The organism is Alteromonas sp. AWJ4_197 (assembly GCF_056160285.1).
In genome coordinates, this window is the sequence record NZ_JBSWWW010000007.1 from 194,894 (window position 1) to 210,281 (window position 15,388).

Consider the following 15,388-nt stretch of genomic DNA (forward strand, 5'->3'; position numbering starts at 1 on the left):
AACAATTCCTGTTTCTTATTTTGTCCGGTCCTTCGCTGCGATGAATAGGTTTTTCAGACTCCTTTTGAAAAACGGCCATTATTCTGCCCGAATAATCAGCAACTTTCATGACAATTTTATAAAAACAGAAACAGGTATGAGCAGGGCGGAAGGGACTATTTACGGACAGTACAAAAAATTGCGGCCCGTAAAACGGGCCGCGGAGATGCAGATGTTACTCTGCTTACCATGTTGAAAGGTTCAACACCTTCCCTGGTGCATGTTACGGGTTAGCCGCAACAAGATGGTCTGGTAAATTTTTTAAAAGAAGTGTCTTTTTGTTTTCCTGCAGGGAGCTGAAGATGTCTGCAGTTTGTTGTTCTTCTCCGGCTGCCGCCGTCAGAATGGCTTTGTCAAACGACTTACCTGCGCGAACTTTCTTTTTCACAGAAATCTCTGCAACACCGGAAGCTGCTGCTACGGAAGCTGCTGCTACGGAGGCTGTTTCGCTGGTGCCGGCCAGAACAACATTGCTGGAAGCCAGCAGAGATAAACCGATTAGTGTTGTTTTGATAGTTTTCATTCTGTTTATCCTGTTTAAAAAAACAGGGCGCCGGAAGCGCCCGCAAAGATGTTGTTTGTTCGCTATCTATTAAAGGCGATAACGACCCCGTTAGATACGCCCGGGCTGATACTTGAGTATGTGATAAAATACGATAAATTGAGTATCTATATATTTTACAGCTAGTTACGTCAATTTGAAGGGGGTGTTTTCTCCCGCAGATTGTAATTTTTTATCCCGTGACCTGCCTTAATCAGCTATTTCGTATTTTCAGATATAACTTTTGTGTGATGATGAATTTTATTACTTATCAATTGCATAAAAGAAAAAAGCGACGTTTCCGTCGCTTTTAGAGTGCAGGCGTTAACCTGCTACCATGTTGAAATGGTATCTTCTGTTTCGTCTAAATCCTTAGAGGCGCTTAGACAAAACATCCGCGATAGGGCTGCCCTGGTTACCAGTTTCGTTTACCCAGGCCTGAAGGGTTTTGCCATCAGCTTCCGGTGCACTCAGGTCGCTCTTGGGCATTTTCTTCACCAGCAAGGTGCCGGTTTCTACTGCGTTGCTGCTGATGGCAGTACGGATAAGGCTGTTGCCACCACAGCTGATGCCAGAGTAGTAATCACGCAGCTTCAGGCGGTAATCAGATTCTACCAGACGAATTTTCTTACGCAGCTCACCTTTATCGTCAGCTTGTACAATAGTGCAAATGTTAGCCAGATCATCATTGATGTCCGCTTGCGCTACGCCAGTAAAACCTAAACCCATTGTTGCTACGATGAGAGAAGTCTTAACAATTTTCAACATGGTTAATTCCTCAGAAATAAAATTAAAAAGTGGTGTTGTTTGTTCGGGTTTAATTAAACTAAATTAATGCAGAATGAAAAATAGCAGGGTGAATACTAAGGTATGCTGTGAGATACATTAACCTACTTATTTTTATCTAAGTTGTTGTATTTATTGTATTAATCTGATTGCCCTGATCTGGCGTTTTAATGATTTATCTCAGCACATCAGCGAAAAATATCAGGCCGGATTTAAGACGAAAAAAAGCGGCGTTTCCGCCGCTTCTTAAGTGCAGGCTTTCGCCTGCTACCATGTTGAAATGGTACTGTAAATTTTTAGTCGTAATGAAATTACAGACGCTTAGCCAGTTCGTCAGCGATGGGGCTGCCCTGGTTACCAGTTTCGTTAACCCATGCCTGCAACGTTTTGCCATCAGCTTCCGGCGCACCCAGGTCACTCTTAGGCATTTTCTTAACCAGTAGCGTACCAGTTTCTACTGCATTACTACTGATGGCAGTACGGATAAGGCTGTTGCCACCACAGCTGATGCCAGTGTAGTAATCGCGCAGTTTCAAACGGTAGTCAGATTCTACCAGACGAATTTTCTTACGTAGTTCACCTTTGTCGTCAGCCTGAACGATTGTGCAGATGTTAGCTAAGTCGTCGTTGATATCAGCCTGAGCTGCGCCAGCGAAAGTTAAACCCAGAGTTGCAGCGATGATAGAAGTCTTAACAATTTTCAACATGGTTAAATCCTCGAAGTAGTTAAAAGTTTATGTTGTGTTGTTTGTTCGGGACCTATTAAACAAAAGTTGAAGAGGAAGAAAAATACCAGGGGATAAACATGGGTATTTGAACCGATACCTAACTGAAAGGGGCTTGTAAAGTTTGCCCCCCGGACTGGTCTGCACTTTCTGCGGACGAACACTTGAAGATTGAATCCGCTGAGGACAAAGTAAGCGTAATAACTATATAGACAGATTTACACTTCTAATAATGAAAGCAGGAGCAGTGACATGACAGAAAAGTTGGATGACCAGGCGATTGCCGCAGCGCTCACAGAATTGAATGAAGGTTTAGCAGAAGAGAAGCAGTGGGTATTAAAAGAAGGGAAGTTGACGAAGCAATTTGTTTTCAGAAACTTTATCCGCGCCTTTGGTTGGATGTCTCAGGCTGCCATATGGGCTGAAAAACTACGCCATCACCCGGAATGGTTTAATGTTTACAATAAAGTAGATGTTGCATTAACGACCCATGAGGCAGGTGGAATTACTGAGCTGGACTTCAAATTAGCTACCAAAATGGAGAGTCTTTTACAGTAATTTGTATGCGGATTGAGCGGTCTGCCGGAATATTGTCCGAACAGTCAAAAAATTGCAATATTCTTACTTCTATCCCTTGCCAAGGATTAATGCCTATGTATAATACGCACCACTCAACGGCAGGGGGCTTTCAAACAGCCAACAGCCGGTAAGTAAACGGACGCGGGATGGAGCAGTCTGGTAGCTCGTCGGGCTCATAACCCGAAGGTCGTTGGTTCAAATCCAGCTCCCGCAACCACTTTACTTCTTTGAGAGCACAATCTATTTAATTCGGACGCGGGATGGAGCAGTCTGGTAGCTCGTCGGGCTCATAACCCGAAGGTCGTTGGTTCAAATCCAGCTCCCGCAACCACTCCGAATGTTTAAATTCTAATTTATTCCCGTATTTTTTCCACAAATAAGTCATCATTTTTTATTAAGTTGCGCTTCACCGTACTTTTTCGGCAACTTCACGACTTTCGCCCTGCAATTAATTTGTACTTCACTCAATAGCTGTTACGCTAACTATTGATAATAAACTATACACGGACTTACTGATGCTCGAATGGCTGATGTCTTTTTTTGTCATTCCTGACACCTCTCTGTTACTTACCGGCGAATATTCACCTGTTCTGGTAACTATTTCCATTTTTATATCGGTTGCTTCTTCTTATATGGCGTTCCGCGTAGCCGGTCAGGCCGCAGAATCTGAAGACAATAACCGGAGACTAATTTTGCTTGGTCTGGGAAGTCTGGCGCTGGGAGGCGGAATTTGGGCTATGCACTTCATTGGCATGCTGGCTTTTGAATTGTGTACTCCCGTTAGCTGGGCTCCGTGGACAACATTTATGTCCTTTATTCCCGGCGTGCTGGCAGCATTTGTTGCATTGCAAAGTTTGACTCACCGGAAAGTGAAATTTTCACAGATATTTATTGGCGGCGTCCTTGTCGGCTCGGGTATCGGGGCGATGCATTATACCGGGATGGCGGCTATGGAAATGGCGCCTCTGTTACGGTACAACCTGCCTGTTTTTGCCTTATCCATCGTTGTGGCGGTATTGCTGGCAATGTTGTCTTTATGGATAAAGTTCGGTCTGAAGCGATTTGCAATTTCCCGCGGATTTAAAGGTACCCGTGTTATCGCCAGCGTTGTGATGGGTTGTGCGATCACGGCAATGCACTATACCGGTATGGCTGCCGCCCGCTTTGTTGCCCCTCCCGGACTGGAAACCTCTGCTCAGGATCAATCTCTGTCGTACATCCTTGCTGGCTATGTGAGTTTCTTCACGTTATTGATTATTGGCATTGTGATGGGCGTTACATTGTTGTTCCGTTACATGGATATTTCTCAAAAGGCTGAGAACAGCCGCCGTACCCAGCTTGCGCTGATGGATACTGCTATTGATGGCATCCTTACCGTCAATGGCCAGGGAACTGTGCTGAATATGAATCAGGCGGTGACAACCATACTGGGCTGGACAGAGGAAGATCTTACCGGTCACTCTATTCATCGTATGATTCCTGAAGAAATGCGCAGCCGCTACAATGAGCAATTTTTCCGGCAGGAAGTGGTTCCTGTTGATGAACAAATTATCGGAGTTAGCCGTGATGTGGAAGCACTTAATAAAACGGGCCAGCGGGTTCCGGTTCGGGTGGGTGTGGGCCACACCCGATTAGGTGAACAAAATCTGTTTGTGGTCATCGTGGGCGACAACCGCGAGCGCATCGAAATGGAAAAGACTATCAGGGACAACGAAGCTAAGTTCCGGTCTTTTTTCCATAATATTCCCGGCATTGCTTATCGCAGTATGAATATACCCGGCTGGCCTTTCGAATTTGTCAGTGCGGCTGTTGAGGAATTCAGCGGATATCCGGTTTCAGCATTTATCCGTTCAGACTCACCGGTTACCCTTGAGCAACTGGTGCATGAGGACGACCGGGAGTCGTTTCTTACTGCCCGCCGTTCCGGCGCTGACTTTTATGTGGAATACCGTCTTGTTCATAAAGACGGAACAATAAAGTGGTTGCGCGAGTACGGCAACGTTGTACACAGCACCGACAAGTCAGTGAGCTGGGTCGACGGCTTTATTATGGACATCACTTCCCGTAAGGAAATGGAGGAAGAGCTGCGTCATGCGAAAAATGATGCCGAGCAGGCCGCTGCGGCCAGAGCCAGCTTCCTTGCTAATATGAGTCATGAAATCCGTACACCCATGAATGCCATTATCGGTTTCAGTGATATTTTACTGGATGAAAAACTCACAGACGGCCAGCATAAACACCTGACAACCATTAACCGGTCTGCGCGCTCGTTACTACATTTACTGAACGATATTCTCGACAGTGCCAAACTTGATAAAGGCAAGCTTGATCTTGAATACCGTGATTTTTCAATTACCGAAGAAATTGACACGGTGATTTCTACCTACTGGCTTGAAGCGAAGAGAAAGGGGCTGATGCTGGGGGTCAGTGTTTCGCCATCTTTGTCTGATTACTATTACGGTGCTCCTGAGCGTATCCGGCAGGTGCTGAATAACCTTATCAGTAATGCCGTGAAATTCACTGCCCACGGCGAAGTTGATGTAGAAGTCTACCCGGACGCCGACGGTATGATCGCATTTTCCGTCAGCGACAGCGGTATCGGCATGACCAGCGACCAGGTGAGCCGGGTTTTTGATGCCTTTGCACAGGCAGATGCTTCCATGAGCCGCAAATATGGCGGTACAGGTCTTGGTACGACAATCAGTAAACAACTGGTTGAGTTAATGGGCGGCACGATCTCGGTGTCCAGCGAACCGGGAAGAGGCACTAATTTCACTTTCACGCTGCCTCTCACTGCGGTGGAAAAACAGGTCAGCGAAATCCGTGCAGCAACCGTTGAATTACCGCCACTGCACATTCTGGTGGTGGATGATATCAGCCAGAATATTGATCTTATCAGTTTGCTGCTAAACCGCGCCGGTCATACTGTTGATTTTGCAGAGAACGGTGCCAGAGCACTGGAAAAAATGAATAAAGGCAGTTTCGACATTGTGCTGATGGATTTACAGATGCCGGTAATGGACGGTTTGACAGCGGCGGCACGACGCCGTGAATATGAGCAGGTACATCATCTGAAACAACTGCCTATTGTGGCCTTAACCGCCAGTGTACTGGTACAGGATAAACAGGATGCGATAAATGCCGGTATGGAAGGTTTTGCGAACAAGCCCATCGATTTTCCTGTACTGGTGAATGAAATTGCCAGAGTGCTGGGTTTTGAAACAAAGGAAAGTGTGCGTGAAACAGAAACAGCCAGAGAGGCCTGTGCAATAGATTATCGCCGCGGTGTGCAGCTTTGGGGCGATAAGGATACCCTCAATAAGGAAATCTCACAGTTCCTGCGCAACAGTCATGAAACTCTGACTAAACTGGTGAATTTCTTCGCTGATGATGATTACGAGCAGGTTGTGAAATATCTGCACGGCATGAAAGGTGTCAGCGGTAATCTGGGCTTAACAAAGCTGATGAATTTGTGCGGTGAGCTCGAGCGCAGCGCAAGAAATGATCATTTAAGCGCCGAAGATATTCCTACCCTTAAGACGGCATTGCGGGAAGTCGAAAATGAACTCAACCGGCAGACGGAAGAGCCTGCTGCAGAAGAGTCCCGTGAGGAAGTCGACATTACTGCCTTGCGTAACACACTGAATGCACTGCTGGTTTCAGCGGCGCAGAATCAGTTTGACGAATCTACTTATCAATATTGTGAAGGCCAGTATTTTGGAAGCTACAATGTACAGGTGCAGGGCATTTTACAGGATATGGATGATTTTGAATTTGAGCGTGCTGTTGAACGAATTAAGCAACTACTTGCATCTACAGAACAAACAGGGGAATAAATGTGTTTGGTGAACCCGGAAAGCCCAAATTACTGCTGGTAGATGACGAACCGGTTAACTTGCGGGTACTGAAACAATTATTAGGTAAAGACTACATCCTTTATTTTGCAAAAAGCGGTGATGAAGCGTTAAAGCTGGCAGAGAAACAACGTCCTGATCTTATTTTAATGGATGTGATGATGCCGGAAATGACAGGTTTTCAGGCCTGTACACACCTTAAAAAAACATCCGGTCTTAAGCATATACCGGTTATATTCGTTACAGCTCTTAACGATGCGACTGATGAAGCGGAAGGGTTTGCTGTCGGAGGCGTGGATTATATAACCAAGCCAATTTCGCCACCGGTGGTGCTGGCGAGGGTTAAGACCCACCTTTCCCTGGTACAGTCTGACGAATTACGCCGCACCCGTATGCAGGTCATACAACGACTCGGCCGGGCGGCAGAATACAAAGATAACGAAACAGGCATGCACGTGCTGCGCATGAGTCACTTCTCAAAAATCATCGCGCTGGCGTATGGTTTTTCAGAGGCGAGGGCAGATATGCTGCTTCACGCTGCCCCTATGCACGATATCGGTAAAATCGGAATTCCGGACAGTATTATGCTCAAACCCGGCAGACTCACTGATTCAGAATTTGAGGTCATGAAGACCCATCCCAAAATTGGTGCAGAAATACTCGGTGATGCAGACTCTGACCTCATGAATCTGGCGCGAATCGTTGCACTCACACACCATGAAAAATGGGATGGCACCGGGTATCCTGAAGGTCTCGCCGGGGAAGACATCCCCATTGAAGGACGTATTGTGGCAGTGGCGGATGTTTTTGATGCGCTCACCAGCCGGCGACCATATAAAGAAGCCTGGCCGGTGGATAAAACCCTCGACTTTATGCATTCTCAGAGTGGTATTCATTTCGACCCGGCACTCATCGCATTACTCGACCAGTGTCTGGATGATATTTTAGAAGTGAAAGAACGCTGGAAAGATGAAGATCCAAACCCGTTACTGAGTTGATATCTGGTCTGAGTACCAGTATAATGCGCTCCAACTAGTTAGTTAGCGGGCTTACTGGAGCATTTTACACGGTATACGCCTAACTATTTTGCAAACTTTTCTGCGTATTTTGCGTAGTTAAACCTGTATTGTTTGCAACTGCCTCTGGCAGACAGGGTTCAGATTCTTGCAAAAAGCCCCGCTAGTACGGGGCTTTTTGTTGTATTTAAACTGATTTATTCCCTTTTCAGGCAGTAAATTAAGTAGTTGGGCTATATGCCCTTTTTTCGTTTTTGGAGGTAAGGATTGGCAAAGCTTGAAGATAAACTGACCGAGATGCTTGAGCCGGGTGTTGAAGCCCTGGGTTACGAACTGGTAGGCGTGGAATTTGTACGTGCAGGTAAGCACTCGATTTTGCGTGTTTTTATCGACCATGAAAATGGTGTAACCGTTGATGATTGCGCGGAAGTCAGTTACCAGGCAAGTGCGATTCTTGATGTTGAAGATCCAATTACTACGGAATACAACCTGGAGGTGTCTTCTCCGGGTATGGATCGACCTTTGTTCAAGGCCAGGCACTATGAGCAGGCCGTGGGTGAAGTTATTCAGGCGCGTTTGACTGTGCCTATGGATAACCGGCGGAATTTCAAAGGAAAGTTATTGTCATGTGAAAATGGCATGATCAATATTGAAGTGGATGGCCAGCAGTTCCAGTTAGCTGTGGCGAATATCGAAAAAGCAAACATTGTTCCCACATTTGACTAATGGAACAGCACGCTTTCAGCGTAAGAAAGCATCAGTGAGGCGAAAATGAATAAAGAAATTTTGTTAGTGGCAGAAGCCGTTTCAAATGAAAAACAAGTGCCTAGAGAAAAGATCTTTGAAGCACTGGAGTACGCGATTGCCAGCGCAACGAAAAAGAAAAACGAAGGCGAAATTGAAGTACGCGTAAGCATTAACCGCACCACCGGTGATTTTGATACGTTCCGCCGCTGGGAGGTTGTTCCTGACGATCACGAACAGGAAAACCCGTATGCAGAAATGTCGCTGTCTGCCGCACAAGTTGACGATCCTGACGCACAACTGGGCGATTATGTTGAAGAGCAGATTGAATCTATTGCTTTCGACCGTATTACTACGCAAACCGCCAAGCAGGTTATCGTACAAAAAGTACGTGAAGCTGAACGCGCGCAAATGGTTGCAGAATACGAAGACAAGGTTGGCGAACTGGTAACCGGTACGGTGAAGAAAGTTAACCGTGACAACATTATCATCGACCTGGGTAATAACGCTGAAGGTGTTATTTACCGTGACGATATGCTGCCCCGCGAAACCTTCCGTCCGGGCGACCGTGTACGTGGTCTGCTTTACGTTATCCGTCCTGAAGCCCGCGGTGCACAGCTGTTTATCAGCCGTACTCATCCTGACATGCTGGTTGAACTGTTCCGTCTGGAAGTGCCGGAAATTGCCGAAGAGACGCTGGAAATTAAGTCCGCTGCCCGCGATCCGGGTTCACGTGCAAAAATCGCTGTGAAGACAAACGATAAGCGTCTTGACCCTGTCGGTGCCTGCGTAGGTATGCGTGGTTCACGTGTGCAGGCTGTATCCGGCGAACTTGGCGGTGAGCGTGTTGATATTGTGCTTTGGGACGAAAACCCGGCACAATTCGTTATTAACGCAATGGCACCTGCTGAAGTGGCTTCTATCGTAGTAGACGAAGACGCCCATGCAATGGATGTTGCAGTGGAGCAGGACAACCTGGCACAGGCCATCGGCCGGAGTGGTCAGAACGTTCGCCTTGCAAGCCAGCTGACCGGCTGGGAACTGAATGTCATGACAGTTGCCGACCTGAACAAGAAGCACGAAGAAGAAACTGCCAAAGTACTTCAGGTGTTTGTTGAAGGTCTGGATATTGACGAAGATTTTGCAGAATTATTGGCTAGCGAAGGCTTTAGCACACTTGAAGAAGTAGCTTATGTCCCTGTTAGCGAACTGCTGGCCATTGACGGCCTTGATGAAGACACTGTTGAGGAACTGCGTAATCGTGCACGTGCTGCACTGACTACCCGTGCTCTGGCGAATGAGGAAACGCTGGAAGGCGCTGAACCGACTGAAGCGCTGCTGAACCTTGACGGTATGAATAAACACATTGCCTATGTCCTTGCTAGCCGTGGAATTACTGACCTTGAAGAGCTGGCTGAGCAGGGAACAGACGATATTAGTGATATCGAAGGATTGACCGAAGAAGACGCCGGAAAACTCATCATGGCGGCACGGAATATTGTCTGGTTTGGTGAAGAAGAAGGTCAATAAGGGGAAAAAGACTAAGATGGCAGAAGTATCCATAGAAAAGCTCGCCAGCGACATTGGAACAACCGTTGACCGACTGGTAACTCAGTTTAAAGATGCCGGTATTACGAAAGCAGTTGATGATTCCGTTACAGAAGATGAGAAACGTCAACTTCTTGAGCACCTGAGCAAGCAACACGGTAGCGCCGGTTCTGGCGAACCGACACGAATGACGCTGCAGCGTAAAACTACCAGCACGTTAAGTGTAGGCAAGTCTAAGTCTGTAAAAGTTGAAGTACGTAAGAAACGCACGTACGTGAAGCGCAGCGAAGTTGATGAACAGAAAGCGGCTGAAGAAGAGGCCCGTCTGGAAGAAGAACGCGCACGTCTTGAAGCTGAACAGAAAGCAGCAGAAGAAGCCGCCGCTGAAGCCGCCCGCAAAGTGGCTGAAGAAAAAGCGCGTGTAGAGGCGGAAGCGAAGAAGAAGGCGGAAGAAGAGCGTGCCCGTAAAGCTGCTGAAGAGAAAGCCCGCAAAGAATCTGAAGCGCCCGAGCTGAGTGCTGAAGAACTGGCTGAGCAGGAAGCTGCACGTCAGGAAGAAGAGCGCCTGCGTAAGCAACAGGAAGAAGAAGCGAAGAAAAAGCTTGAAGAAGAAGCAAAGCGTGCGGCTGAAGAAGCCCGTAAGCTGGCTGAAGAAAACGAGCGTCGCTGGAAAGAAGAAGAAGAGCGTCGTAAACGTGATGAGGCTGCTGAAGTTCATATGCACTCAAACCGTTACGCGCAGGAAGCGGAAGACGAAGAAGACATGCAAGTTGAGCGATCTTCACGTCGCCGTAAGAAATCGAAGAGAAATGCCGGTGAGCATCTGAAGCAAGGCTTTAATAAGCCGGCTCAGCCAGTTGAACGTGTTGTTAAACTGGGTGCGACTATCACCGTTGGTGAACTGGCTAACCGTCTGGCGGTCAAGTCTAACGAAGTTATCAAGACCATGATGAAAATGGGCGAGATGGCTACCATCAACCAGGTATTGGATCAGGATACTGCCACACTTGTTATTGACGAAATGGGTCACAAGTATGAGCTGGTTAATGACAATGCGCTGGAAGATGAACTGATGTCAGAATCCGGTCAGGGTGAGAAAATTACCCGTGCACCGGTTGTTACCATCATGGGTCACGTTGACCACGGTAAAACGTCGTTACTTGACTACATTCGCCGCGCTAAAGTAGCTGCAGGCGAAGCCGGTGGTATTACTCAGCACATCGGTGCATATAAAGTTGAAACGGATAACGGCGAAATTGCTTTCCTGGATACACCGGGACACGCCGCGTTTACCGCAATGCGTGCACGTGGTGCAACCGCAACTGATATCGTAATCCTGGTTGTTGCAGCAGATGACGGTGTAATGCCGCAAACTAAAGAAGCGGTACAGCACGCGAAAGCGGCTGGTGTACCTCTGATTGTTGCTGTAAACAAAATGGATAAAGAAACAGCGGATCCGGATCGTGTTAAAACTGAACTGTCTCAACTGGAAGTTATTTCAGAAGAGTGGGGCGGTGAACACCAGTTTGTAAACGTATCTGCGAAAACAGGTATGGGTGTTGATGAGCTGCTTGAAGCCATCACGCTGCAAGCTGAACTGCTTGATCTGAAAGCCGTACCGAATGGTCCGGGTCGTGGTCTGGTGATTGAGTCGCGTCTTGATAAAGGCCGTGGTCCCATTGCATCGGTTCTCGTTCAGGAAGGTGAAGTACGCGCCGGCGATATCTTACTGTGTGGTGAAGAGTACGGCCGCGTTCGTGCTATGCGCGACGAAAACGGTATCGAGCTGAAAGTAGCTGGTCCTTCTACACCTGTTGAGGTACTGGGTTTATCCGGTGTACCGGTAGCCGGTGAAGATGCAGTCGTTGTACAGGACGAGCGAAAAGCCCGTGAAGTCGCAGCTAAGCGTCATCAGAAGAAACGTGAACTGAAACTTGCCCGCCAGCAGAAAGCGAAACTGGAAAACATGTTTGCAAACATGGAAGCCGGTGATATCAGTGAACTGAACATCGTACTGAAGGCTGACGTACAAGGTTCTGTGGAAGCGATTTCTGAATCACTGCTGAAACTGTCTACCAGCGAAGTTAAAGTTAACATTGTTGGTAGTGGTGTAGGTGGTATTACTGAAACTGACGCGACACTTGCAGCGGCCTCCGGCGCTATCATTCTTGGCTTCAACGTACGTGCCGATGCAACTGCACGCCGCGTCATAGAAGCTGAAGAAATCGATCTGCGTTATTACAGCGTTATCTATAACCTGATTGACGAAGTGAAAGCGGCAATGAGCGGTATGCTTGCCCCTGAATTCCGTCAGGAAATCATCGGTCTTGCTGAAGTGCGTGATGTGTTTAAATCACCGAAACTGGGTGCCATCGCAGGTTGTATGGTTACTGAAGGTATCGTGAAGCGCAGCAATCCAATCCGTGTTCTTCGCGACAACGTAGTTATCTACGAAGGTGAGCTGGAATCACTGCGTCGCTTTAAAGACGACGTGCAGGAAGTACGTAACGGTATGGAATGTGGTATCGGCGTTAAGAACTACAATGACGTAAAAGTTGGCGACCAAATCGAAGTATTTGAAGTCATCGAAGTTGCACGTCAAATTTAGTCCTGAAATGGCTGAATGACAAAGCGGGGGCGTTAGCCCCCGTTTTTGTCCTTATAGCCTGATGCAGGTATGAGGAGTTGACTATGGCACGGGAATTTTCTCGTACAGACAGAGTGGCACAGCAAGTTCATAAAGAAGTTGCCAGCATTCTGCAAAATGAATACAAGCACCGGGTGGGTAATATCCCTATGATCACGGTGGCAGACGTGGAAGTCTCCAGAGATTTGGCACACGCGAAAATCTTCATTTCAATTTATGGTGCCGAAGAAGAAGAGGCCAAAGCGCATACAAAACAACTGGAAGAGTCAAAGGGCTTCGTTCGTTCGTTGCTGGCTAAACGCTTGCGCATGCGCAGTGTGCCGCATTTGCATTTCTTCCGCGATGAATCGCTCACCGAAGGTATTCGCATCTCAAATCTGGTTTCTGAAACCATTGCAAAAGATGAAGCGAAAAGTAAACAGCGGGACGAAGAGCAGGATTAATGGGCAGACGTCGTAAGGGCCGTAGTATCAACGGTGTATTGCTGTTGAATAAGCCAACAGGCGGTTCATCTAACCAGATTTTACAAAGAGTACGCTGGTGCTATAAAGCGGCGAAAGCCGGTCACACCGGCGCGCTGGATCCGCTGGCCAGCGGCATGTTACCCATATGCCTGGGCGAAGCGACAAAGTTTTCCCAGTTTCTGTTAGATGCTGATAAAACTTACGAAGTCACCATGCACCTGGGCGTCAGAACGACCACGTCCGATGCTGACGGCGAAGTCGTGGAAGAAAAGCCGGTAAATGTTTCTGAGGATGAAGTCCGCAGTGCCTGCATGGCGTTTCTTGGTCAGAGCAAGCAAATCCCTTCCATGTTTTCAGCATTGAAGCACCAGGGAAAGCCGCTTTACTATTATGCGCGTCAGGGCATTACAGTAGAAAGAGAAGCCCGGGATATCACCATTTTCGAACTGGAAATTACCCGCATGGCGTTACCTGATGTAGACATGCGTGTGCGTTGCAGCAAAGGGACTTATATCCGTTCACTGGTGGATGACATCGGTCAGCAATTGGGTTGCGGCGGTTACGTTACCCGCCTCCACCGTACGGAAGTGGCTGATTATCCTGCAGATAAGATGGTATCTCTGGATGACGTGATTGCTATGCAGGAAGCACTGGATGAGGGGGAGTTTGACACCCTTGATCAACTGCTGTTACCCATGGACACGGCTGTCTTATCATTACCGGAAATCATGCTGGACTCACAGCAATATGCCCGTTTTGAACATGGTCAGAGTGTACGGCCTGACCGCCCGGCATCACTTGTTGCCGGTGAACAATACCGGGTGTATACCAGACAAGATGATGAAGTGCTGTTTCTGGGGGTAGGAGAAGGCGTGGTATCGCCGAAAGACCAGCCCCGGGCAGATGCCGGTGAGGTATTTGTTTCGCCGAAACGCAGAGTCGTCTACACAGATTGATTTTACTTGCGTATGGTAACGTCATCGTTATAATACGCGCTCTCATAATTTCGCTGAATTAGTGATCGGCGGAATTTAATCCAATCAGGAGAAAATTATGTCACTAACTAAAGAAGAAACAGCACAAATCGTAGCTGATTATGGCGTTAAAGAAGGTGATACTGGTTCACCTGAAGTACAAGTTGCACTGTTGACTCACAACATCAACAAACTGCAAGGTCACTTCTCTGGCCACAAGAAAGATCACCACTCACGTCGTGGTCTGCTGCGCATGGTTAGCCAGCGTCGTAAACTGCTTGACTACCTGAAAGGTAAAAACGCAGAACGTTATCTTGATCTGATCAAGCGTTTAGGTCTGCGTCGCTAAGACACAGTTCTGAACGAAAAAAGCGCCGAAAGGCGCTTTTTTTTGTGTCTGCAGATTTTTCTAGCCGGGGTTAGTATCTGCTGAGCAGACCGGTAGATGGCAGAAAACAGTCTCTAAAATACTCTGGCTTGCGGCAGACTGTCGCCTGCCGGCAACAGATTACTGAGGTTGAGGCTGACTGACGACGACTTTTGTCGCTATTTCACGGATTTCGTTTTCCATGCCGCTGATACGGCCTGCCAGGCTGTTGTTACGGTTTTCCAGAACTGAAATCTTGTCAGACAGGCTCTTAACCGTTTGCGCCTGTGAGGCTTTATCACCGGCCGCCTGTTCAAGTTGAACGTTCAGCGCCAGAATTTCATCAGCCAGACCACTTAACTGGTTGTTTAACGAAACCACCTTACTTTGCTGGGCTTTTAAATCTTCAGCGACCGCAGTAACTGACTTCTTCAGTCCGTTTTCTGTGGCGTTAAGCTTATCACCCAAATCCGTGATTTCTTTCTGATTACGGCGCCAGGCTGAGGCCCAGAGCTTATCCATCTGATCCCACAATTCATTGCTTTTATCAGTCAGCTCACTCACTTTCACCTGCAGCGCGACAGTGGACTCACCCATTTCTTCGCCTGTTGCAGAGAGTTTTCTTTCCAGCTGGGCAATGCGTGAATCAGCATCTTCAGCAGCGATTTGTTGTTTCTGCAGTTGATCATACAAGTAATAGCATCCGCCACAGCCGGCCAGAGCGACCACGGCGACAAGGGCAATCCACAATCCGTTACCGCCACCGCTACTTTTTTCAGAAACAGGTGACGCCGGTTTTTTGGTACCTGACTGTGAACTCGTGTCCGCTTTAATGGTGTGTGCAGCGGTGTGCTTTTTTTGCTGGTAGTCGCGGCGATCTTCATCATCCAGTCTGATGGTAGGAAAATCATCGTTTCTTGAATCGTTAGACATACTTACTCTTTTGAAAACTCAACTTCAGGTGATTAATCTTGCTAATAAGGAAGATGGTATCCTTAATCCCATACCAATACCATTCTCCGCGGGAAATAACAATGCACGCAGGGTGCATTGTTATTAAATTCCCACAAGTTACAGCAAAGGGCAGGCCAGTTTGCTGTTTAT

The 15,388-nt window shown here is 47.5% G+C and carries 13 protein-coding genes and 2 tRNA genes; 11 read left to right on the top strand and 4 right to left on the bottom strand.

The genetic code is table 11. The features are described 5' to 3' along the window. Positions 1-262: 262 nt before the first annotated feature. The 3 genes from ACXAGC_RS16795 to ACXAGC_RS16805 all read right to left on the bottom strand — a co-directional run bounded on the left by ACXAGC_RS16795 (position 263) and on the right by ACXAGC_RS16805 (position 2,073). Complete coding sequence (locus ACXAGC_RS16795; protein ID WP_474845638.1) at positions 263-562, bottom strand: hypothetical protein; 300 nt, start codon at positions 560-562, stop codon at positions 263-265. Positions 563-952: 390 nt separating this feature from the next. Continuing rightward, on the bottom strand, positions 953-1,348 hold the full coding sequence (locus ACXAGC_RS16800; RefSeq protein WP_474845640.1) for a DUF3718 domain-containing protein: 396 nt from the start codon (positions 1,346-1,348) through the stop codon (positions 953-955). A 329-nt stretch (positions 1,349-1,677) separates the two neighbouring features. Next, complete coding sequence (locus ACXAGC_RS16805; RefSeq protein ID WP_119501013.1) at positions 1,678-2,073, bottom strand: DUF3718 domain-containing protein; 396 nt, start codon at positions 2,071-2,073, stop codon at positions 1,678-1,680. 270 nt (positions 2,074-2,343) lie between these two features. Here ACXAGC_RS16805 and ACXAGC_RS16810 point away from each other — a divergent pair, with 270 nt between their 5' ends. From ACXAGC_RS16810 to rpsO, 11 genes are all read left to right on the top strand, one after another. Further along, positions 2,344-2,649: a 4a-hydroxytetrahydrobiopterin dehydratase gene (locus tag ACXAGC_RS16810; RefSeq protein ID WP_474845642.1), complete on the top strand. Its 306-nt coding sequence runs from the start codon at positions 2,344-2,346 to the stop codon at positions 2,647-2,649. A gap of 161 nt (positions 2,650-2,810) precedes the next feature. Further along, positions 2,811-2,887 (top strand) — tRNA-Met (locus tag ACXAGC_RS16815). Positions 2,888-2,924: 37 nt separating this feature from the next. Further along, positions 2,925-3,001 (top strand) — tRNA-Met (locus tag ACXAGC_RS16820). 184 nt (positions 3,002-3,185) lie between these two features. Further along, positions 3,186-6,506 carry an MHYT domain-containing protein gene (locus ACXAGC_RS16825; RefSeq protein ID WP_474845644.1) on the top strand — a complete coding sequence of 1,107 codons (3,321 nt, stop codon included), beginning with the start codon at positions 3,186-3,188 and terminating at the stop codon, positions 6,504-6,506. Positions 6,507-6,508: 2 nt separating this feature from the next. Then, a complete protein-coding gene (locus ACXAGC_RS16830; RefSeq protein ID WP_474845646.1) occupies positions 6,509-7,522 on the top strand; it encodes a response regulator in 1,014 nt (337 codons plus the stop codon). A 285-nt stretch (positions 7,523-7,807) separates the two neighbouring features. After that, on the top strand, positions 7,808-8,266 hold the full coding sequence (gene rimP, locus ACXAGC_RS16835) for a ribosome maturation factor RimP (protein WP_119501016.1): 459 nt from the start codon (positions 7,808-7,810) through the stop codon (positions 8,264-8,266). 45 nt (positions 8,267-8,311) lie between these two features. Then, positions 8,312-9,814 carry a transcription termination factor NusA gene (nusA, locus tag ACXAGC_RS16840; RefSeq protein ID WP_303574330.1) on the top strand — a complete coding sequence of 501 codons (1,503 nt, stop codon included), beginning with the start codon at positions 8,312-8,314 and terminating at the stop codon, positions 9,812-9,814. A 16-nt stretch (positions 9,815-9,830) separates the two neighbouring features. Continuing rightward, positions 9,831-12,440: a translation initiation factor IF-2 gene (infB, locus tag ACXAGC_RS16845; protein ID WP_474845649.1), complete on the top strand. Its 2,610-nt coding sequence runs from the start codon at positions 9,831-9,833 to the stop codon at positions 12,438-12,440. An 83-nt stretch (positions 12,441-12,523) separates the two neighbouring features. After that, positions 12,524-12,922 (top strand): 30S ribosome-binding factor RbfA, encoded by a 399-nt coding sequence (gene rbfA / locus ACXAGC_RS16850; RefSeq protein ID WP_303574328.1) that lies wholly within the window; start codon positions 12,524-12,526, stop codon positions 12,920-12,922. Further along, positions 12,922-13,899 (top strand): tRNA pseudouridine(55) synthase TruB, encoded by a 978-nt coding sequence (gene truB, locus ACXAGC_RS16855; RefSeq protein WP_474845651.1) that lies wholly within the window; start codon positions 12,922-12,924, stop codon positions 13,897-13,899. Before rbfA ends, truB begins: the two co-directional genes overlap by 1 nt. 97 nt (positions 13,900-13,996) lie before the next feature. Next, positions 13,997-14,266, top strand: coding sequence for a 30S ribosomal protein S15 (rpsO, locus tag ACXAGC_RS16860; RefSeq protein WP_070125244.1), 270 nt, complete (start codon positions 13,997-13,999; stop codon positions 14,264-14,266). A gap of 159 nt (positions 14,267-14,425) precedes the next feature. Here the strand turns inward: rpsO and ACXAGC_RS16865 are convergent, their stop codons facing one another. Beyond that, positions 14,426-15,217 carry a hypothetical protein gene (locus tag ACXAGC_RS16865; RefSeq protein WP_474845653.1) on the bottom strand — a complete coding sequence of 264 codons (792 nt, stop codon included), beginning with the start codon at positions 15,215-15,217 and terminating at the stop codon, positions 14,426-14,428. Positions 15,218-15,388 lie beyond the last annotated feature (171 nt).

What these genes read in the sequence shown, in the direction of transcription:
- ACXAGC_RS16795 (WP_474845638.1), bottom strand. Translation starts at nt 562, where the DNA reads ATGAAAACTATCAAAACAACACTAATCGGTTTATCTCTGCTGGCTTCC.
- ACXAGC_RS16800 (WP_474845640.1), bottom strand. Translation starts at nt 1,348, where the DNA reads ATGTTGAAAATTGTTAAGACTTCTCTCATCGTAGCAACAATGGGTTTA.
- ACXAGC_RS16805 (WP_119501013.1), bottom strand. Translation starts at nt 2,073, where the DNA reads ATGTTGAAAATTGTTAAGACTTCTATCATCGCTGCAACTCTGGGTTTA.
- ACXAGC_RS16810 (WP_474845642.1), top strand. Translation starts at nt 2,344, where the DNA reads ATGACAGAAAAGTTGGATGACCAGGCGATTGCCGCAGCGCTCACAGAA.
- ACXAGC_RS16825 (WP_474845644.1), top strand. Translation starts at nt 3,186, where the DNA reads ATGCTCGAATGGCTGATGTCTTTTTTTGTCATTCCTGACACCTCTCTG.
- nusA (WP_303574330.1), top strand. Translation starts at nt 8,312, where the DNA reads ATGAATAAAGAAATTTTGTTAGTGGCAGAAGCCGTTTCAAATGAAAAA.
- infB (WP_474845649.1), top strand. Translation starts at nt 9,831, where the DNA reads ATGGCAGAAGTATCCATAGAAAAGCTCGCCAGCGACATTGGAACAACC.
- rbfA (WP_303574328.1), top strand. Translation starts at nt 12,524, where the DNA reads ATGGCACGGGAATTTTCTCGTACAGACAGAGTGGCACAGCAAGTTCAT.
- truB (WP_474845651.1), top strand. Translation starts at nt 12,922, where the DNA reads ATGGGCAGACGTCGTAAGGGCCGTAGTATCAACGGTGTATTGCTGTTG.
- rpsO (WP_070125244.1), top strand. Translation starts at nt 13,997, where the DNA reads ATGTCACTAACTAAAGAAGAAACAGCACAAATCGTAGCTGATTATGGC.
- ACXAGC_RS16865 (WP_474845653.1), bottom strand. Translation starts at nt 15,217, where the DNA reads ATGTCTAACGATTCAAGAAACGATGATTTTCCTACCATCAGACTGGAT.